This window comes from Sodalis sp. (in: enterobacteria) (assembly GCF_051710625.1).
Lineage (GTDB): Bacteria > Pseudomonadota > Gammaproteobacteria > Enterobacterales > Enterobacteriaceae > JBPESN01.
Map to the genome: position 1 here is coordinate 22,798 of NZ_JBPESN010000013.1, position 19,504 is coordinate 42,301.

At 54.4% G+C, this 19,504-nt stretch carries 19 protein-coding genes and 7 pseudogenes; 20 read left to right on the plus strand and 6 right to left on the minus strand.

The annotated features are described in order from the left end of the window. Nucleotides 1–9: 9 nt before the first annotated feature. The 14 genes and pseudogenes from ACTBDU_RS05600 to ACTBDU_RS05665 all read left to right on the plus strand — a co-directional run bounded on the left by ACTBDU_RS05600 (nt 10) and on the right by ACTBDU_RS05665 (nt 8,236). Nucleotides 10–273, plus strand: coding sequence for a hypothetical protein (locus ACTBDU_RS05600; protein WP_438805814.1), 264 nt, complete (start codon nt 10–12; stop codon nt 271–273). 87 nt (nt 274–360) lie between these two features. After that, nucleotides 361–813 carry a PRD domain-containing protein gene (locus ACTBDU_RS05605; protein WP_438805815.1) on the plus strand — a complete coding sequence of 151 codons (453 nt, stop codon included), beginning with the start codon at nt 361–363 and terminating at the stop codon, nt 811–813. A gap of 103 nt (nt 814–916) precedes the next feature. Continuing rightward, nucleotides 917–1,726 carry a sorbitol-6-phosphate dehydrogenase subunit gene (locus ACTBDU_RS05610; RefSeq protein WP_438805816.1) on the plus strand — a complete coding sequence of 270 codons (810 nt, stop codon included), beginning with the start codon at nt 917–919 and terminating at the stop codon, nt 1,724–1,726. A gap of 185 nt (nt 1,727–1,911) precedes the next feature. Next, nucleotides 1,912–2,175, plus strand: a complete 264-nt coding sequence (locus ACTBDU_RS05615) for a PTS sugar transporter subunit IIA (RefSeq protein ID WP_438805817.1) — start codon at nt 1,912–1,914, stop codon at nt 2,173–2,175. Between the two features lie 10 nt (nt 2,176–2,185). Continuing rightward, nucleotides 2,186–2,665, plus strand: coding sequence for a PTS sugar transporter subunit IIB (locus tag ACTBDU_RS05620; RefSeq protein WP_438805836.1), 480 nt, complete (start codon nt 2,186–2,188; stop codon nt 2,663–2,665). Nucleotides 2,666–2,667: 2 nt separating this feature from the next. Next, nucleotides 2,668–3,405, plus strand: a complete 738-nt coding sequence (locus ACTBDU_RS05625; RefSeq protein WP_438805818.1) for a PTS mannose/fructose/sorbose/N-acetylgalactosamine transporter subunit IIC — start codon at nt 2,668–2,670, stop codon at nt 3,403–3,405. Nucleotides 3,406–3,416: 11 nt separating this feature from the next. Beyond that, entirely contained in the window at nt 3,417–4,232 is an 816-nt protein-coding gene (locus tag ACTBDU_RS05630) for a PTS system mannose/fructose/sorbose family transporter subunit IID (RefSeq protein WP_438805819.1), read from the plus strand. Nucleotides 4,233–4,243: 11 nt separating this feature from the next. Further along, nucleotides 4,244–5,383, plus strand: a pseudogene (locus ACTBDU_RS05635) (hypothetical protein). A 24-nt stretch (nt 5,384–5,407) separates the two neighbouring features. Next, entirely contained in the window at nt 5,408–5,695 is a 288-nt protein-coding gene (locus ACTBDU_RS05640) for a hypothetical protein (RefSeq protein ID WP_438805820.1), read from the plus strand. Beyond that, nucleotides 5,628–6,067 (plus strand): annotated as a pseudogene (locus tag ACTBDU_RS05645) (dihydroxyacetone kinase subunit L). The gene ACTBDU_RS05640 and the pseudogene ACTBDU_RS05645 overlap by 68 nt, the downstream one beginning before the upstream one ends. 22 nt (nt 6,068–6,089) lie before the next feature. Continuing rightward, nucleotides 6,090–7,020, plus strand: a pseudogene (locus ACTBDU_RS05650) (dihydroxyacetone kinase subunit DhaK). Between the two features lie 30 nt (nt 7,021–7,050). After that, nucleotides 7,051–7,680: pseudogene (hxlA, locus tag ACTBDU_RS05655) on the plus strand (3-hexulose-6-phosphate synthase). After that, on the plus strand, nt 7,673–7,906 hold the full coding sequence (locus tag ACTBDU_RS05660; protein WP_438805821.1) for a hypothetical protein: 234 nt from the start codon (nt 7,673–7,675) through the stop codon (nt 7,904–7,906). The pseudogene hxlA and the gene ACTBDU_RS05660 overlap by 8 nt, the downstream one beginning before the upstream one ends. Before the next feature lie 6 nt (nt 7,907–7,912). Further along, nucleotides 7,913–8,236 (plus strand): hypothetical protein, encoded by a 324-nt coding sequence (locus ACTBDU_RS05665; RefSeq protein ID WP_438805822.1) that lies wholly within the window; start codon nt 7,913–7,915, stop codon nt 8,234–8,236. Nucleotides 8,237–8,765: 529 nt separating this feature from the next. Here the strand turns inward: ACTBDU_RS05665 and ACTBDU_RS05670 are convergent. Further along, entirely contained in the window at nt 8,766–9,080 is a 315-nt protein-coding gene (locus ACTBDU_RS05670) for a GntR family transcriptional regulator (RefSeq protein ID WP_438805823.1), read from the minus strand. 136 nt (nt 9,081–9,216) lie between these two features. Between ACTBDU_RS05670 and ACTBDU_RS05675 the strand changes: the two are divergent. From ACTBDU_RS05675 to mutS, 6 genes and pseudogenes are all read left to right on the plus strand, one after another. Then, nucleotides 9,217–10,098: pseudogene (locus ACTBDU_RS05675) on the plus strand (PhnD/SsuA/transferrin family substrate-binding protein). A gap of 76 nt (nt 10,099–10,174) precedes the next feature. Continuing rightward, complete coding sequence (locus ACTBDU_RS05680; RefSeq protein ID WP_438805824.1) at nt 10,175–10,648, plus strand: ATP-binding cassette domain-containing protein; 474 nt, start codon at nt 10,175–10,177, stop codon at nt 10,646–10,648. Beyond that, on the plus strand, nt 10,617–10,838 hold the full coding sequence (locus ACTBDU_RS05685; RefSeq protein WP_438805825.1) for a hypothetical protein: 222 nt from the start codon (nt 10,617–10,619) through the stop codon (nt 10,836–10,838). Before ACTBDU_RS05680 ends, ACTBDU_RS05685 begins: the two co-directional genes overlap by 32 nt. Continuing rightward, a pseudogene (locus ACTBDU_RS05690) lies at nt 10,825–11,311 on the plus strand (TlpA family protein disulfide reductase). Before ACTBDU_RS05685 ends, ACTBDU_RS05690 begins: the two are co-directional and overlap by 14 nt. 683 nt (nt 11,312–11,994) lie before the next feature. After that, complete coding sequence (locus tag ACTBDU_RS05695) at nt 11,995–12,513, plus strand: hypothetical protein (RefSeq protein ID WP_438805826.1); 519 nt, start codon at nt 11,995–11,997, stop codon at nt 12,511–12,513. 453 nt (nt 12,514–12,966) lie between these two features. Next, a complete protein-coding gene (mutS, locus tag ACTBDU_RS05700) occupies nt 12,967–15,531 on the plus strand; it encodes a DNA mismatch repair protein MutS (RefSeq protein WP_438805837.1) in 2,565 nt (854 codons plus the stop codon). A gap of 45 nt (nt 15,532–15,576) precedes the next feature. Here mutS and rpoS read toward each other — a convergent pair. The 5 genes and pseudogenes from rpoS to ACTBDU_RS05725 all read right to left on the minus strand — a co-directional run bounded on the left by rpoS (nt 15,577) and on the right by ACTBDU_RS05725 (nt 19,494). Further along, nucleotides 15,577–16,539 (minus strand): annotated as a pseudogene (gene rpoS / locus ACTBDU_RS05705) (RNA polymerase sigma factor RpoS). 51 nt (nt 16,540–16,590) lie between these two features. Next, the gene (gene nlpD / locus ACTBDU_RS05710; RefSeq protein ID WP_438805827.1) at nt 16,591–17,673 is read right to left on the minus strand and encodes a murein hydrolase activator NlpD; all 1,083 of its coding nucleotides are present in this window, start codon (nt 17,671–17,673) and stop codon (nt 16,591–16,593) included. A 207-nt stretch (nt 17,674–17,880) separates the two neighbouring features. Further along, nucleotides 17,881–18,507 carry a protein-L-isoaspartate(D-aspartate) O-methyltransferase gene (locus tag ACTBDU_RS05715; RefSeq protein ID WP_438805828.1) on the minus strand — a complete coding sequence of 209 codons (627 nt, stop codon included), beginning with the start codon at nt 18,505–18,507 and terminating at the stop codon, nt 17,881–17,883. Beyond that, on the minus strand, nt 18,501–19,274 hold the full coding sequence (surE, locus tag ACTBDU_RS05720; RefSeq protein ID WP_438805829.1) for a 5'/3'-nucleotidase SurE: 774 nt from the start codon (nt 19,272–19,274) through the stop codon (nt 18,501–18,503). Before surE ends, ACTBDU_RS05715 begins: the two co-directional genes overlap by 7 nt. Further along, nucleotides 19,249–19,494, minus strand: a complete 246-nt coding sequence (locus tag ACTBDU_RS05725) for a hypothetical protein (RefSeq protein ID WP_438805830.1) — start codon at nt 19,492–19,494, stop codon at nt 19,249–19,251. Before ACTBDU_RS05725 ends, surE begins: the two co-directional genes overlap by 26 nt. Between the last annotated feature and the right edge of the window lie 10 nt (nt 19,495–19,504).

Below are 19,504 nucleotides of genomic sequence, written 5' to 3' on the forward strand. Positions count from 1 at the left end.
CGGCTGTCGATGAAAGAAATTGTCGACAGCATCAAGGGCGCCTGGGAGGTAGAGGCGCGCTATTACTCCGGTATTGTCCAGGATAATAAAATGATCATTCCCTGTATTTCCGGCGAAGGGGTGTCAAAACAGTTGCAGGAGATAGCCCGCCGTTACGTGGATGATGAAAGGCTGGATGTCGTGACAATGAAATATGACGATTTGAAGTGGAAGCTGGCAAAAGCAGATAGCGCCCTGTACGGCACGAGGTTGATTATTACTACCACCGAGTAAAACGCCAACTATATTCCTATTATCAACGTCAGAAAGCCCATCGGCGATAAACCTGATCTACTGTGGAAAAATTATTTCTCGACGATCATGTCCGCGGATCAACTGAAAAAAATGGTCGATGAAATCGTCATTTTTTTCACCATTGAGGGCGTAGCCAGGCACCTCTCATTTCTTAACCACAACGTTATCATTGAAGAAGTGGAGAATGTGGTAAAATTCTTTGAGATGACCTACAGCATTCACTTTAAAAACTATTTGCGTATTAATTTGTTTATGCATCTGGTGGTGATGATCGAACGACTAATGACCCATGATGGCTTAAATCATCGCGAAGATAGCGAGCTGACCGAGCAGCAGCGCAATTTTATCGTCCTTACGCCGGAAGCCTTCCGACCGCTCATTACCAAGTACCGTTTTGCCATGACCACCACGGAATGCCTGATAATTTATGAGCTGATAGAGGCATGGATCACTGTTGACCAGTCGCTGCTAGTGTTGAAAGCCGACAAAAATAGTGTGCAGGCCTCCAGAGAGGTCTAAACACTAACTTTAACCTAATGAAATTAAAGTAAAATAAAGGCTGGCACGCCTTTTGTGTTATTTCTAGCACTACCTGGCTTTAACTTCATCTGGAGAGAATGCAATGGCGTTGAATAAGTGGATAAATCTGAATCAGCGGGTCGTTATCGTTACCGGTGGAAGCTCTGGGATTGGTGCGCATATTGTCAGCGACCTGCTGGAAAATAATGCCCAGGTCATTGTCGCGGATATCCAATTACCGGACGCGGCCAGCCACGCGACCGGCGTAGATTACCGCTTATGCAATATCATTGATCGCACATCATTTAAGAAGTTTGTCGACGACATTTATCGTCAGCATCAGCGTATTAATGGTTTGGTCAACAATGCAAGGGTCAACCGCGCCCGCTCGTTGGTCGACTATTATAGCGAAACGCCTCAGTATCAATTAAGCGACGATGATTTTGACTTTATAATGCGAGTTAACCAAAAAAGGCCTTTTATTTTTACGCAGGAAGTCGCCCGCGTTATGATCCGCCAAAAACAAGGCGCGGTAGTGAATATCTTTTCCGAGGCCGGCATCGAAGGCTCAAAAAGACGAAGCTGTTATTCTGCGACCAAAGCCGCCGTGCATAGTTTCACCCTATCCTGGGCGAAGGAGCTAGGTGCGTTTGGTATTCGGGTGGTTGGTGTAGCACCCGGCATCAATGAGCCGACGCCGATGTGGGATGCCAAGCACCGTGAAGCGCTGGCCTACACGCGCGGTATGAAAGCGACGAACATTGATGAAGATTACAGCCAAAAAATACCTCTTGGCCGTCAGGGAAAACTGGATGAAATTACCAATCTGGTTACCTGGCTGCTGTTCAATAAGTCCAGCTATATCACAGGCACCACCATAAACATCACGGGGGGGGGCAAATCTCGCGGCTAATCCTTTTCATTTCTGGCAGGAAATTTTATGGATAAATCATACGTGGTTCCCTGGTTATTCGTCATTTCACATGGTCGCTTTAGCAACGAATTGGTTAATAGTTGCGAAATGATCTTGGGTAAAATTGAGAATATTTATTGTTTTTCATTAATGCCGGGCATGGCGCCTAAGCAATTAATAAAAAAATGGGCGAAGTGTTAAAACGGGCACCCACCCATAGCATTATCTTTACCGATATCTATGCCGGCACGCCATCAAACGTGGCAACGGTATTCGCCAAAGGCAAAGGGTTTCCGGTGATTTGCGGCATGAATCTACCCATGCTGATTGAAGCCGAGATGCGCCGTAATAAGTTAAGTATTGAGGAACTGGTAAATAGAATTATTGAAGCGGGCGGTGAAAGTATCAAAAACGTGACATTAATAGCTAACAGGAATACCTATAAATAATATAAAACCGATACGGGTTGATTTTTGCCTCATTCATGGGCAAGTCATTACAAAATGGCGAAATATTATTTCCGCAACCAAAATCGTTATTGTGGATGACAAATTATTCAAAGACTCTTTTTTGGCCGACATTTATGTGATGGCGTCGCCACCAGGCGTCGATGTCTATGTCATGGCTGAAGAGGATTTTATTAAAGCCTCTCAGGATGGGTACTTCGATACGAATAAAAGCAACGTACTGGTTTTATTCAAATCCATCGGTAACGTCAGGCATCTGATGGCAAAGAATATCGTATTTAAAGAAGTTCAGGTTGGGGAACTGAGTGGTGGTGTAAACCGGCGCAGCGTAGTGAACGGCATATCTATTGATGATCAGGATTTACAGGATCTCAAACTTATCCAGTCGCAGAGAACCGCCGCTTACTTCCATGTCACCCCGGAGGAAGTCAAATTAACGTTGGATAAGGCCATTACGCGTCTGGAGGGTTGACTATGTGGGAAGTCGTGATTTTTACAGGGCTTTGGTATTGGATATGTAAAACCGATGTCGGTTATGCCATTACCCACGCCATCCGCCAGCCATTATTTGCGTCGGTGCTGATTGGCTTGATAATGGGTGACGTCACGCAGGCGGTCATTATCGGTGCGGCGATTCAGATTTTGTACATCGGTCTGGTAGCGGCAAGCTCCAACCTGCCGGCCGATAACTGCCTGGCCGGCCTTATCGCCATACCGCTCGCGTTGAATACCGGTCTTTCGCCGACGCTGGCTATCGCTATCGCGGTGCCGGTCGGTGTAATGGGCGTCTTTCTTGACCAATTCAGGAAAACCGTCAACGCCGTCTTCGTGCATATGACGGATAAATACGCCGAAGAAGGCAATGTACGCCAGATCAAGTTGTGCGCCATCGTCTGGCCGACCCTGCTTGGCTTTTTCATCCGTTTCCCGGTGCCTTTCTTGGCCAATCTTTACGGGAAAGACAGTATTAATGCATTTCTGAACAGCGTACCGGAATGGCTGATCCATGGTTTCAGCGTCGCGGGCGGCCTGCTCCCTGCGCTCGGTTTTGCCTTGACCATTTTTGTTATTGGTAAAAAGGCGTTGCTACCCTGGTTTTTCATCTGCTATTTCCTGGTGCAATTCAGCGATATTCCCGTTTTCGGCGCGGCAATTTTCGGCCTCAGTGCAGTATTGCTCATTTCTTATTATCAAAATAAAAAAGAAGCGTGAGGATCTTACCTGTGTACCCTAAAGAGATAATAGAAAAGGATGTAAAAAATAGCTGGCTTTATTATTACATCGTTGCAGAAATGGAGATTTCCTACAGGCGGTTACAGGCGTTGGGCTTTACCACCGGCATTCTGCCTATTTTGCAAAAGCTGTATCCTGATCCGGAAGATTTGAAACTCGCCATTAAGCGCCATTCAGTGTTTTACAATATTGAGGCCGTCTTCGGTGCGCCGATTAACGGTATCGTTATCGCCATGGAAGAGCAAAAAGCCAAAGGGGCGGATATCGATGACGACACCATCACCGGTATCAAAACCGGTCCGATGGGACCAACGGCGGGTATTGGCGACTCCATTGACTGGGCGACGCTGAAGCCGATTATCTTTGGCCTTGCGGTGACGCTTTCAACTAACGGAAGCATCCTCGGCGCCTTCTTCCTGCTGCTGTTGCCGATTATCCAGATCGTGGTTGGCCGAAAACTGGCGGCCTATGCTTATCGCGCCGGCCAGGCGTCCATTCGGGAAATTTTACAATCTAGCCATATCCGCATGCTTATTACGGGCGCCAGTACTCTCGGGCTTTTTATGATGGGCGCTCTGTCATCAATTTATGTGAAGCTCAGTACACCGTTACAGTTCAGTTTCGGCGAACAGAATAAACCTTTCGTCTTGCAGCAGGTCATCGACCATATCGTCCTTGGTATCTTGCCGCTACTGGCGGTATTTGGCATCTACTGGTGGTTGGTAAACCGCAACCAGAATTTCACTATCATTATGCTATTGATTGTGGCCATTTTTATTATCGTAGCATTACTAAGAATATTTTAACAGGAGGCGCTATGCAGGCCGTCCACTTTGGCGCAGGCAGTATCGGCCATGGATTCATTGGAGATTTACTCCACGACGGGGGTTATGACATTACGTTCGTGGAGAATAATGACGCCCTGAATGCACAAATCAGACAGCAGAAAGGCTACGACATCTGGCTTATCGAAAAAGGGTATCAGCGCAAGTTCATCCCGGTCGCTAACGCGCTGTCACCGGTGAAGGATCGAGCGCGGGTTGTGCAGAAAATAACGGATGCGGATCTCATTACGACGGCGGTATGAGCGGATAATCTGCGCCATATTGCGCCGCTCCTCCTAGAGGGACTACAGGCGCGGCGGGCCGCGGGAAAAAGCCACATCAATATCATCGTCTGTGAAAATGCGCGTTTTAACGGCGAACTGCTGAAAAAAGAAATCGCAGCGCTGGGAGAGCCCGACGTCGATGCCCTGGCCGCTTTTCCCAGCACCGCCGTCGACCAGATGGTGCTGACCGCCACGCGCAATCAGCAGCAAAGTATCGATGCCGGCGTGGAATACGAACTGGTCATTGATAAAACCAAGCTGCTTGCACCGGAGGCGCAACCCCTTCCCGGCGCGGTATATACCGATAATTTACAGCAATACATGGACCGCAAACTTTATATTATTAACGACGGTCATGCGTGGGCGGGTTATATGAGACATTTGCAGGGATATGTCACCATGCAGCAAATATTCGCCGACGACGCGCTGGTTAGCTCTATTCGCCAGTCGATGAGGGAAACCGCGCGATTGCTAAGCGTCATTTATGGTTTTAGCGTCGCAGATCTGGATGATTATATTCGATTTGTTATCAATTGATTTCGCACGCCCGGCGTGGTGAATACGGTACAGCGTGTCTGCCGCTCGGCAATTCGTAAATTATCCCCTGGCGATCGCCTGACCAGCCCTTGTTTACAATGCAAAGAAAAAGGGCTGCCCAATAACTTATTGATCAAAGGCATTGCCGCCGCACTCCGCTATAACGATCCTGACGATGAGCAAAGCGTTATACTGCATCGTTTTATTGCGGATCATAATATTAGCCGGGCCATTAGCCATTTTACCGGTATACAGGAAAGTAGCGCCCTGCATGACAAAATTATGAGAAGTTATGCCGAATTAGATTTTTAACGCACGACTTATTTAGGAGTCATTATGTCTTTTGCAAACAAAGACGGGCTGCTTATTGCCAAAAATATGGTCGCCATTATTCAGAAAAATAAAGCCTGGCTAAGCGAAATAGACGGCGCGGCGGGGGATGGCGACCACGGCATCAATATGAACAAAGGCTTCACGCTGGCGGCCGAGAAATTCACCCCCGCAATGACCATAAGCGAAGCCTTTCTCCTTATTAATGGGCGAAATTGGCGGCTCAATGGGGCTGCTTTATGGCTGCTGGTTCCGCGGTTTAAGCCGCGCCAGCGGCGACCGTTCGGTTATTGACGCCGCCGCGCTGCAAACAATGTTCGACAAAGAGTTGAGCGACCTGCATGCATTAACCCCGGCGCAGCACGGCGACAAAACGCTGCTGGATGTGCTTGTCCCGGCGCTTGAGGCACTTAACGCGGCAATCGCGACAGGGGCTGGCGAGGAAGCAGCATTAAGCGCATTGAAAAGCGCGGCGCAGGACGGCTTTGACGCCACACGCGCCTGCAGGCGCGGATCGGCCGGGCCAGCCGCCTGGGTAAACGCAGCATTGGTCATCCAGACGCAGGCGCGGGCGCGGGCTCATGTTTGCTGCTGCTGTCCGCCTTCGTGGACACGGCAATCTTACTCATCGAACAAGGGAAAGCGCATGCAACGACTCCTGAATGATCCCGACTGTGTGGTGGATGACATGCTCGACGGCTTACGCGTCCATGCCGAAAACGCACAGCGCGCCGATGAAAACCCGCGCGTTATTGCCTGTACGCGCGTAGCGCAGCGCCCCGGCAAAGTGGGGCTTGTCACCGGCGGCAGCAGCGGGCATGAACCCGCTTTTCTCGGCTATCTCGGCGAGGGCATGCTCGACGCGGTCGCCGTAGGCGAAGTGTTTTCGTCCCCTACCGCCAACGTGTTTCTCACGGCGATCCGCGCTGCCGACCAGGGCGAAGGCGTGGCCTGCTTGTTCGGTAATTACGCCGGAGACAGCATGAACGTCCAGATGGCGATCACCATAGCGGAGGATGAGCACAGGCAAATCAGGATAGTAAAAGCCCGGGATGATATCGCTTTGGCGCCGCGCCAGGACGCCGAAAAACGTCACGGTATCGCGTGCGGCATTTTCATGTGGAAGACCGCCGGGGCGCTGAAGCAGCTGATACAGCTCGCCGACAAAACCGCGCAACGCACCCGCAGCATCTGCATCGGGCTGTCGCCATGCATGATCCCAGCCGTGGGTAAACTGAATTTTACCATTGCGCCGAGGACTTATGAGTTTGGCATCGGTCATCACGGCGAAGCCGGCCAGCGCGTGGAATACGCAAAATATCGCGCGGCAAATGGTCGACGCGCTGCGGGAAGACTTTGGCCCGCAAGCGGAAAACGGCGCTTTCACCATGATGGTTTCCGGTCTCGGCGCCACGCCGCTGATGGAGCAGTACCTAATGGCAGGACATATCGTTGATGAATTAACCGGTCACGGCGGGCAGGTTTGGCGGCGTTACGTCGGCGATTACGTAACATCGCTGGATATGAACGGTTTCTGCCTGACGCCATTGCTGCTCGACGATGAACTGCGACGTTTCCTGACTTTGCCGGTCGCGCCGCTGGGGCTGGCTTCATTGTAACGACATAAGGAATGAAAGATCAAACTCCAATTGGCATTAGACGAATTACCGCTGGATGACGCGCTTGCCCTGGCGGAAAACATACGCGAGTACGTTGATATTATTGAGATAGGCACCCCGTTCGTGATTGCCCGCGGCATGGAGACCGTACGCCGTTTCCGTGAGCGCTTCCCGAGAAAGAAAATTCTGTCCGATGAAAAGATCATGGACGGAGGCTATTTTGAAAGCCAGCTCGCCTTCGACGCGGGTGCGGATTATGTTACGGCTTTGGGCGCCACCGACATTTTAACGGTTAAAGCCTGCCTGCGTGCGGCGCATGACAGCGGCAAGGCATTGGTGATTGATATGATCTGCGTGGAGGATTTGCCGGAGCGCATCGCCGAGCTGGAGGCCGCCGGGGTCAAAAATCTGGCGGTGCATACCGGAGCCGATCAGTAAGCAGCCGGGCGTCAGCCTATCGAAGATCTTAAAGTGATGAAACAGCACGCACGCCACTCCGCCATTTCCGTGGCAAGGAGGATCAATAGCCGGACCATCCAGCAGTATGTCGATCAGCAGCCGGATGTGATTATCGTGGGTTCGGCTATTACCAAAGCAGACGATCCGGTGCTGGAAGCGCGTCCGATTAAAACGGCAATGCTAGGAGGCGCTCATGAATAAATGCGATAACCTATTGGAGATCCTGGCAGAATTAACGGAAGACGCGCAGCAGATCGATAACGACAGCGTACAGGCGCTGGGCGATGCGATCCTGGCCGCCAAACACGTGTTTGTCGCCGGCGTTGGCCGCTCGGGGTTTGCGGCCAGAGCATTTTCTAATCACCTTATGCACCTGGGTTTCCAAGTATGGTTTGTCGGCGAGCCCACGACACCCTCCATTCAGTAGGGTGATTTGCTGATTATCGGTTCCGGTTCGGGCGAAACGGGCAGTTTAGTGACCATGGCGCAAAAGGCGCATAAACAAGGGGCGACACTCGCCACGCTGACCATTTATCCACAGCACAGCATCGGGCAACTCGCCGCGGTGACAATCCCCATTCCCGGTATCACCGCCAAAAGTGAAGATGTTTCCCCTAAAGCGGCGACGGTGCAGCCGACGGGGTCGTCGTTTGAACAGCTGAGCTGGTTGATTTATGACAGCGTCGTGATTCGCCTTAAGCAATTGACAGGACAGAGCGACGCGCAAATATTCAGCCGTCACGCCAATCTGGAATAGCGGCCAACGCGCAGCCGTGACGCCAGACACCCCTCTCCGCCCGAGCGGAGGGGGTTCCGGGCCACCGCATAAAGGATTCACGATGCCTCCCTGAGCACCAACACTGCATGCTCCCAGTGTGAGCAATGCGCCCACGGTTCGTTGATAAGCGTAGACCGGCAATAAGATTAAGACGACGAAGCGGCCTGCTCAAGGCGCCGCTGGCTGTCCTGCGCATGCTGGCGCAACAGCCTCCCGGGGCCAGCGCGGCATCCGGCGCCAGTACCGCGTCAAAAATGGCGCTATGCTCCTAAAAGGAAAGGTTAATCGTTTGCGGATCGTGGCGAAAGCTATAGCGGCGGAATAACTCCAGCTGCACCACCAGCCTGCGGTAAGCGTCATACAACGCCGGGTTACCGGTATGTTTAGCCAGCAGGTCGTGAAACTAGAAGTTGAGCGGCGTGTACACGGCAATATCCTACCGTTCAAGGCAACCGGCCATCTGCCGCAACACCTCGCGCAGATGCTTTGGCCCCGCCGGCGTCACATGTTATGCCACCAGAGAGCCGGCCAATTCTTCCAGCGGAATGCGCACCTGATAAATTTGCAGCGCCTGTGCCATATCTAGCCGCCGTATCCGCACGCCACAGTTTTTCTCGAATAACACCAGACCACGCTCTTCCAGCATGCGAAATGCCTCCCTGACCGGGCCACGGGAAATGCCCATTTCGGCCGTAATCGTCGCCTCACGCAGGGGCGAACAGGGCGATAATTCTCCCGCGACAATACGTCGCTCCAGCTCAACCTGTACCAGATTGCTCAGCGATTGGGTGCGCAACAGGGTAATCGTATCAGGCGTGTTCATAGCACTCTCACATCACATTGAAACAGCGTAGGCAAATAGTAGAACAGTAGCGCTTAATTGTAAATTGTCAATAATATGCAATAATCCTTTCTTAGCATGTCCCACGACACCTTAATGCTGTTACTGGAGATGAACCATGCTACGCAAATGTTTGGCTTACACCCTGTTGACGCTGACCCTGGTCGGGACGGCGCTGGGCGCTCACGCACAGACCGTCAGATTGGCGGTGACGGATCTGGTCAGTTTGGAGGAGCTGCAGGGGGAATTTGGGCCTTTTAAACAGGAGCTTGAACGTACCAGCGGTCTGGATATCCAGTTTCTACCGGTCACCAACCGCACGGCGGCGCTGGAAGCGCTACGGTTTCAGAAAGTGGACTTCGTTCTGGCGGGGCCCGCCGAATATGTGGTGACGCAAAAACGCGCCAACGACAGCGTGGTGGTGGGTTTTTACCGCCCTGATTACTATTCGCTCATTGTAGTCAAGGCCGATAGCCCGTATTTCACCGCGCAGGATCTCAAAGGTAAGCGAATCGCTATGGGATCGGTGGGTTCCACATCGCGCCATCTAGGACCACTGCAATTACTGGCCGATGCCGGTCTGGACCCGCTTAAAGATACCGCCATCACCAATACTAACCTGCGGTTGGCCTAAGAGGCGCTGAACAATAACACGCCGGACGCCGTCGGCATGGGGCGTTCCGATTTGGAAAATTTCCTGAGTCAAGCGCCGAAGGGACAGCAGAACGCCTACCGCGTTCTCGCCCGCAGCGGCGATCTCCCTAACGATCTGCTGATGGCAGGTCCCCATGTACCGCCGGAGACTATCCTCACACTGCGTCAGGCAATCATCGACAATTCGGCGTCGCTTATCGCCAGCATTGGTCGGGGGGCTAAGCACGTCAAGCGTTATCAGGACATGCGTTTCCTGACGGCGATGGCGGATAAAGATTACAACGTCGTGCAAGCCATGCATCGCACCGCGGGTTACCCCGAATATGTCGATTTTATAAGTGAATGACATGTCAGCCGTCGATCGGTCAGTAAGTCCCGTGGCATTGCGCGTGCAGGGACTGAGTAAAAGATTCGGAACGGGAATGCCCCCCGTTTGGTCGGACGTCTTTTTTGACATCCCTTATGGACAACGCGTTGCCATTATTGACGGCAACGGTGCCGGGAAAAACACACTATTGCGCTACTGTGTGCGCCTGATAGAGCCCGACACCGGCGACGTGCATTTGGCCGGTAAAAACATTATCGGTCTGGCCTATCGCGACCTGGCCAGAGCACGGGCGCGGGTGGGGTTTATGTTTCAAAAACACAATCTGGTCAATCGCTCGTCGGTACTGACCAATGTACTGCACGGCGGAATGACCTGGTCGCGCACGCCGCGCATGTGGTTCCACAGTATCGCCACCCGCGAACATCGGGATTATGCCATGCACTGCCTGGAGCAGGTGAAGCTCGCACCGCTTAGTGGACACCGCGTGAACGAACTGTCCGGCGGCCAATCCCAACGCGTCGCCATTGCCCGCGCTGATGCAAAAGCCGCGGATAATTTTCGCCGATGAGCCGACCGGCAACCTGGATGAAGAAAACGTGCAGCGCGTGCTGGATGTGCTGCAAGACCTGCACCGGCAAGGGCAGAGCATCGTACTCGTCACGCATAACCCGGCGTTGGGGCACGTTGCCGACCGCATCCTACGGTTGCAATACGGAAAATATCTCGGCGAGGAGAAAAACCAACATGCAATGGCGTAATGTAATGGTGGTGCTGGTGTTGGTGCTGCTTGGCGGCTGCAAAAAGGAAAAACTGGTGCAAGGTAAAATCGTGCCGGCGCAGGCGGTGTTTGATTTGCAGGGTAAAGAGGCCAGCCTCGAACGCTGGCGGGGCAAAGGCGTCTATCTCAACTTTTGGTCGGCCGGCTGTGGCGGGCTGCCTTGCCGAGATGGACACGCTGGAAGCCCTGAGCAAACAATGAGGCGATAAAGTGACGGTGGTGGCGGTGAATACCGATCCCGAGTCGTTGCCGCTTGAGGAGCTTCTGGCCAAACACGCCATCACCTACCGGGTGCTGCGCGATAGCCTCAATATTACCCAAGAGCGCTATCAGGTGATCGGCACGCCCACCTCAGTGCTAATAGACAGCCAGGGTTGCGTGCTCGACATGCATCAAGGGGCGCACAAGCTGCCAAAGTTACAGCAAACCTTTACACGCCTGGGCCGCCAGTAAACCACGACGGTTTTCTCGCGAGCAACGTAACGCCACTCTGTAGCGGCGTGGAACGGGCTGGAGCACGCCGCAGCGGCGCCCTGCTTATGCCGCAAGGGATAGGCTTACTCCATCACCCTACCGCTAACGCCAGCAGTTCATGCCAGGCAGTCCTCCAGGGTGATTTTACCTGTCCCCACGCAACGATCCTGCACGATTTCCCATGATGCACCCGCGCGCCCGGCAGCCCCTCACCGTTTTCATTTGCAGCGCCTTTTAGGCATTATGTTACCTTGATTTGCCATACTTATTTCCTATCACTTCGCAGAATTTTTTTTGCGCATGCGCGCATTTGCCCGCATAAAAGCGTACTTTACCCGATGCGTGATGACGCATCCCGATAGAAACAATAACGTCGAATAGCCCCTTGACTTAAAAACATGATTTCGAATTATTACACTTAAATCACAGGGAAAAAAACGAACCAGGAAGTCTTCTATGTGGTTTTCGCAATACAGTAAATGGAGAAAGATCGCTACGCTCATGATGGTAATGTTAAGCGGCTGCGCGCCTTGGCCGCATGAGCGCCCCGGCAATAATGATCTGTGCCAAAGCGAATATCAATTTGACGTAACGACGCCCAACGAAAAAAAACGCTCATTCTTGAAACCTATCTTTATGATTATAGTATTCCGGGCTTAGTCATGACCGAGAAGCGGGGGAGCTTTACCCTGCCAAAAGTACAGGGTCCGGAAGTACGTCCTGAGTTTTACGTGCAAGTGATTGCCTATAATAAAGGTCGCCTGCGCCCTTCTCGTGCCCGACAAAAGGGTGAGCCTGCTGTTCCCATTCTCTATGATAGCCGTCAGACCTATATCGACATGGGCGACGGTTCGCGTCAGTATGCCAGACCTGAAATCTTCCTCGGCACGGACGCATTCCCCTATGACTTCCCCGGTAACACGATGAAGTATGCGCGACCCTCACCCTATGATATTAACAGCGATGAAGTGCACCGCCTGGTTCCGCAAATTTCCAACAATGACGATTATTGTTCGGTCTATGTGGTATTCAAAACATGGAATAAAGGTGCAAATGAAAAATGGACGATTTACTTAGGAGAATTGGCGGTAGCGGGGCAGAAAATCGCCCTACCGCCCCTTAAGCTTTGCTATCAACTGACAAAAAAATGGGTCGGTATTGAACCGCTGATGCGCCCTTAAGCGCTCCGCCTGTCGGGCGAATGCATGCGTTGCGCCATCATCAGCCCGCCGGCGTTCCCCTGCACAAGACCGCGTCCGGGACTTCTCTTCTGGCCGGAAAAAGCACGTCTGTATCGGGGCGTTTTACTCTCCGTTCCCCGCCTGCGGTGTTCAGGGGGCTTTGTTTTCCTCACCTTCCCTTGGCGGCCGCGCTTCCTGATTATTTTGCCCTCACTGCTGCCCTTACCTCTCAGCCAACGTACGAAATTTGCCTGAAGGCGCGCATTTTACCCTGTGACAGCGGAACAGTCGCTGGGCTAGTATAGCGGTAGCAAAAGGGACGGTCCTCCCCCACCCTACGTGAAGGCGTCGAGCAGAAGGGAGCAGGGCTGTGTTAACAGACATCGTGATACTCAATGACAACAACAAAATCACATTAAATTTAAAATTCAATGGATTATTTTAAACATGTCGATGATTGACACCAAAAATCTGGATTCACACACCCCCATGATGCAGCAGTACCTGAAGCTGAAGGCGCAGCATCCGGATATCCTGTTGTTCTACCGGATGGGAGATTTTTACGAGCTTTTCTACGATGACGCCAAACGTGCGTCGCAGCTGATGGACATCTCCCTCACCAAACGGGGCGCTTCCGCCGGCGAGCCGATCCCCATGGCCGGGGTGCCCTATCACGCGGTGGAGAATTATCTGGCCAAGCTGGTGGCGCTGGGGAAGTCGGTCGCCATCTGTGAACAGATTGGCGATCCCGCCACGACGAAAGGGCCGGTGGAGCGCCGCGTGGTCCGCATCGTTACCCCGGGCACTCTAAGCGATGAAACGTTACTCAATGAACGCCAGGATAACCTGTTGGCCGCCCTCTGGCAGTCGCCGCAGGGTTTTGGTTACGCCACGCTGGATATCACTTCAGGGCGCTTCCTGGTTTCCGAGCCCGCAGACCGCGAAGCGATGGCCGCAGAATTACAGCGTACTAATCCGGCCGAGCTGCTTTACCCGGAAACGCTGCAGGATATGACGCTTATCGAGCACCGTCGCGGCCTGCGGCGCCGGCCGCTGTGGGAGTTCGAGCTCGACACCGCCCGTCAGCAGCTCACCTTGCAATTCGGCACCCGCGATTTAACCGGTTTTGGCATTGCGCGGGCGCAGCTGGCCCTGCGCGCTGCCGGCTGTCTGCTGCAATACGCCAAAGACACTCAGCGCACATCGCTGCCGCACATTCGCGCCGTCACGCTGGAGCAGCAACAAGACAGTATCGTGATGGATGCCGCGACGCGGCGGAATCTGGAGTTGACGCAAAATCTCAGCGGCTGCGGCGAAAATACGCTGGCGGGCGTTTTAGATCGCACGGTGACGCCCATGGGCAGCCGCATGCTGAAACGTTGGCTGCACATGCCCACCCGGGACATCACCACCCTCACCCACCGTCAGCAGAGTATCCGAGCGCTACAGGACCACGTGGCGGAATTGCAACCGCTGCTACGTCAAGTAGGCGACTTGGAGCGGGTGCTGGCGCGGCTGGCGCTGCGTTCAGCGCGCCCGCGCGATCTGGCGCGCATGCGTCATGCCTTTACGCAGTTGCCGGCCATTCAGGCGCTGCTCTGCCGCCAATCGGAGCCGTATTTGCCGCAGTTGCTGGATAGGGTCGGAGAATTCGAGACGCTGCGCGATTTGCTAGCGCGGGCCATTATCGAGGCGCCGCCGGTGCTGGTGCGCGACGGCGGCGTCATCGCCCCAGGTTACCATGCCGAGCTGGATGAGTGGCGCGATCTGGCGGCGGGGGCGACCGATTATCTCGATCGTCTGGAACGGCGCGAACGGGAGAAAACCGGGCTGGAGACGCTCAAAGTGGGGTTTAACGCCGTACACGGCTATTTTATTCAGCTTAGCCGCGGCCAAAGCCATCTGGCGCCAATCCACTATGTGCGGCGTCAAACGCTGAAAAACGCTGAACGCTACATTATTCCCGAACTGAAAGAATACGAAGATAAAGTGCTGACCTCGAAAAGCAAGGCGCTGGCGCTGGAAAAAGCGCTGTACGATGAGCTTTTCGACCTGCTATTGCCCCATTTGGCGGCGCTACAGCAGAGCGCCGCCGCGCTGGCGGAGCTGGATGTATTAAGCAATCTGGCCGAGCGCGCGGAAGCGCTGCGCTATGTGTGCCCGACGATCGACGCCCGTCCGGGGATCCACATTAGCGGCGGCCGCCATCCCATCGTAGAACACGTGTTAAGCGAACCTTTTATCGCCAATCCGCTAACATTGTCCGTCGCGCGGCGCATGTTAATCATCACCGGTCCAAACATGGGCGGTAAAAGCACTTATATGCGCCAAACCGCCTTAATTGTGCTGCTGGCGTATATCGGCAGTTTCGTACCGGCTGATGAAGCCACTATCGGTCCGATAGATCGCATTTTTACCCGCGTCGGCGCCGCCGATGATCTGGCCTCCGGCCGCTCCACGTTCATGGTGGAGATGACCGAAACCGCCAATATCTTGCACAATGCCACGCGCCAGAGCCTGGTGCTAATGGATGAAATCGGCCGCGGCACGTCGACCTATGATGGGCTATCGCTGGCCTGGGCATGCGCGGAGAGCCTGGCAGGCCACATCAAGGCCATGACCTTGTTCGCTACGCATTACTTTGAGCTGACTACCCTGCCGGAAAAAATGGAGGGCGTGGTTAACGTGCACCTGGACACGGTGGAGCACGGCGACACCATCGCTTTTATGCACAGCATACAGGAGGGCGCCGCCAGCAAGAGTTACGGCCTGTCGGTGGCGGCGCTGGCAGGGGTGCCGCGTGAGGTTATTAAACGCGCGCGCCAGAAGCTCAGAGAGATGGAAACGCTGTCTACCAGCGCGGCGGCAGGCAGCGTGGACGGCTCCCAGCTGTCGCTGCTACAACCGGAGGAGCAGCCCGTGGTGCCGGCGGTCGAGGCGCTGGGAAACCTGGATCCTGACAGCCTGTCGCCGCGCCAGGCGCTGGAGTGGCTGTACCGGCTGAAGAAAATGCTATAAGTCCCGGTAAAGCGGCAGGCACAAAAAAAAACGGTGAGGTTGCCCTCACCGCGTTTTGGGTGGCGTCGCCGGCGCGATTAACGCCGACGGGCCTGACATGACTCTTGACCGGCGCCAAGAGTAAGGTGATTCACGGAACAGCGCCTCAATGCTCAGGCCCTGCAGGATCTCCCGCAGACGACGCAAACCTTCCACCTGAATCTGACCCCCGCGTTCGCGGGTCAGGCCGATTTCACGGCCCACATCTTCAAACGTCGCTGCTTCATAAGCCAGCAACCCGAAACGTCTGGCCAGCGCTTCACGCTGTTTGGCGTTCAGCTCGAACAGCCATTTGACGATGCTCTGCTTCATGCCATCGTCCTGGGTGGTGTCTTCCGGACCGCTGCCTTTTTCACCGGACAGAATGCCTTCTCGGAATCACCGCCCAGCGGCGTATCCACCGACGTGATACGCTCGTTCAAGCGCAGCATACGGCTGACGTCTTCTGCGGGCTTGTCCAGCTGCTCGGCGATTTCTTCCACACTCGGCTCATGGTCCAGTTTATGCGACAGTTCACGCGCGGTGCGAAGGAAGATAGACGTTCAGTTCTTTAACGACATGGATCGGCAGGCGAATAGTACGGGTTTGGTTCATGATGGCCCGTTCAATCGTCTGGCGAATCCACCAGGTGGCATAAGTAGAGAAACGGAACCCTCTTTCCGGGTCAAATTTTTCTACCGCGCGAATTAGACCGAGGTTACCTTCCTCGATTAAATCCAGTAACGCGAGTCCACGGTTACTGTAACGGCGGGCAATTTCCACCACCAGCCGCAAGTTGCTCTCAATCATCCGGCGTCGTGAGGCAATGTCACCCCGAAGAGCGCGCCGTGCAAAGTAGACCTCTTCTTCAGCTAAATCATTATCAGCAGGCTCATCGACTAGCGCCTTCTCGTCAAATATTTCAGCCCCATTTTCGTCGAATTCGGCCTCTTCGTGTAATTCGTTAACTTTCAGCGTATTTTGGCTCATAGTGCCTCCTACCCGTAATTCCAGGACAGAACGTCGAGACATTCCGCCAATTTATCGCTGCGGAAGATAACGCAGCGGGTTTACGGATTTCCCCTTATAACGAATTTCAAAATGCAATCTGGTTGTGCTGGTTCCGGTGCTACCCATGGTAGCGATTTTCTGCCCCGCCCTGACTTCTTGTTGTTCTCGAACCAGCATCGTATCGTTGTGGGCGTAGGCGCTCAAGTAATCATCATTGTGTTTGATGATGATAAGATTACCGTAACCCCGCAAGGCATTCCCGGCATAAACCACTCTGCCGCTGGCGGTCGCCAAAATTGGCTGTCCTCGGGAACCGGAGATATCAACCCCTTTGTTACCGCCTTCCGCGGCGGAAAAGTTGTCAATAATCTTCCCATCCGTCGGCCAACGCCAACCGGTGACTGCCGTGCTGCCAGACGCCGTGGCGGCTGGTGCCGTGCTGGGTGCTGCGACCGGCGCAGTTGTAGTAACAACGGTGCCGGTGGCAGGTAACATTTTGTCATTCGACGACGGCAACATTCTCCCTACACTCTGTTTACTTGAACTTTCAGGATAACCATTGTTTTTATTAGAAACAACTCCTGATTCTGTCAATTGTGTATTCGAGGTAGGAACCGGGGTGACCACAACGCCGGTATTGCTCTGGTTGGCGTTGGACGCCAGAACGGTTCCCGCTGGCGCATTGCCGGTAATAGGTACCGTTCTGCTACCTACCTGCAAAGTCTGACCTACGTTCAGGCTGTAAGGTTCCGAAATGTTGTTTTTTTGCGCCAGACCCCGGTAGTCATTTCCCGTAATCCAGGCGATATAGAATAGCGTATCGCCGCGTTTCACCTGATATGTCGCGCCGGAATAGGAACCTTTTTGAATATTGTCATAACTCCTGTTGTAAACAATATTTCCTTGCGGAGAGACATTCAGCTGGCCCTGCTCGCCACCGCTCACCACAGCGCGCGGCTGACCGGGCTGGGGGGCGTGCTCAACGGTGGTGGCATTGCCGCCGCCCACGCTGCTTATCGGTGCGCTGGATTCATTGTTGGCGCACCCCGCCAGCCAGATACTGGCCATGGCACAAACCGCAACGCGGCGCCACGCGCTCTTCGGGCTTCCCATGCTCAATTCTCCCTTATGGCAGCAACGCCAGTCATCATTCCAAATAGGCCAGACATTATGTGTTATACATCCTTTTTTGGCTTATTGTCCCACTAACAGGAGCATTTTCAGCTATTTCTGAGTTAATAATTATACTGCCGTTAATGCTAGCAACAACCGGTCGCCTGCGCCATTAAACACTTGTATAGAAATTTAAGCGCCGGGAGATTAGGCCAGTTCGCCTTTTACCAGCGGAACGAATCGGACCGCTTCAACGGTATCGACGACAAACTCGCCGCCCTTACGCCGTACCCGCGTCAAATGCTGCTGTTCCTCACCGACTGGCAACACCATCACGCCGCCCTTATCAAGCTGCGCCATCAACGCCTGGGGGATTTCCGGCGGCGCCGCCGTGACGATAATGGCGTCAAACGGCCCGCGGGACGGCCAGCCCTGCCAACCGTCGCCGTGGCGGGTGGAAATATTATGCAGATCGAGAAGTTTTAGCCGGCGCTTGGCCTGCCATTGCAGCTTTTTGATCCGCTCTACCGAGCAGACGTGCTTCACCAGATGCGCCAGAATGGCGGTCTGATAGCCGGAGCCGGTGCCGATCTCCAACACCCGCGATTCCGGCCGCAATGCCAGCAGTTCGGTCATTCGCGCCACGATGTACGGTTGGGAAATGGTCTGCCCGAGTCCGATGGGCAACGCGGTATTATCATAGGCCTTGTGCTCGAAAGCCTCGTCGATAAATTGTTCGCGCGGCACCGCCTTTATTGCCTGCAGCAGGCGTTCATCGCGGATGCCCTGCTGGCGCAGCCGTGCCAGCAACGTCTGCGTGCGTCCGTCTACCATGGGCCAAGCCCCTCCGTATTACCGAGCCAGTCGCTCAGTACGGGCAGTGCGGCGCTGGCGGTCAGATCCACCTGCAGCGGCGTCAGGGAGACATAACCGCGGTTGACGGCGTCAAAATCGGTGTCAGGTCCCTCATCGAAGGAGCCGGCCGGCGGCCCGATCCACAGCATTTCCCGGCCGCGCGGATCGGTTTGCCGGATAACCTCGCTGGCGGGGTGCCGGCTGCCGCAGCGGGTGACTTTGTACCCCTTGAGGGGGGACAGCGGCAGGTCGGGGACATTAACGTTAAGGATTTTGCCCGTGCGCAACAGGCCGCAAGTGACGGCGGTGGCGGTGGCGGTGGCGGTGGCGGTGGCGGTGGCGGTGGCGGTGGCGAAATGGTGGGTGCCGTTCAGCGACACCGCCAGCGCCGGATAGCCCAGATGGCGTTTTTCCATCGCGGCGGCGACGGTGCCGGAGTAGATACCGTCGTCGCCCAAATTCGGACCGGCGTTGATGCCGGATACCATAATATCCGGTCCGGGGCGCATCAGGGCATTGACGCCGAGATAGACGCAGTCGGTGGGGGTACCGGAGAGGATGGCAATATCACCGTTGGGCTGGGTTTGCGTGCGCAGCGGCGCGTCCAGTGTCAGCGAATTGGACGCGCCGCTGCGGTCGCGGACTGGCGCCACGATCTGTACGGAAGCACGCGTGCGTAACGCTTCCGCCAGCTGCTGAATGCCGGGCGCATGAATGCCATCATCGTTGCTTAAAAGTATGCGCATAGTCTTTTTTGGGTTTATTAGAGATTCTCCCGCACCACACCGCCCTGCGGTGAAAGGCAAAAAACCAGTCCGCCCCGCCGCCGGTCAGGCAAACCGGCGCGCGATCAGGGCGGAAATATAAAGCAATAATGGCATGAAACGTTACCGTCGTGAAGCCGGCAATTGAGCGGATGAGGCAATTTTCGCCGTCGAGCGGCGGCGGGCTGACCGCGGCAGTCACGCCGCAGCTG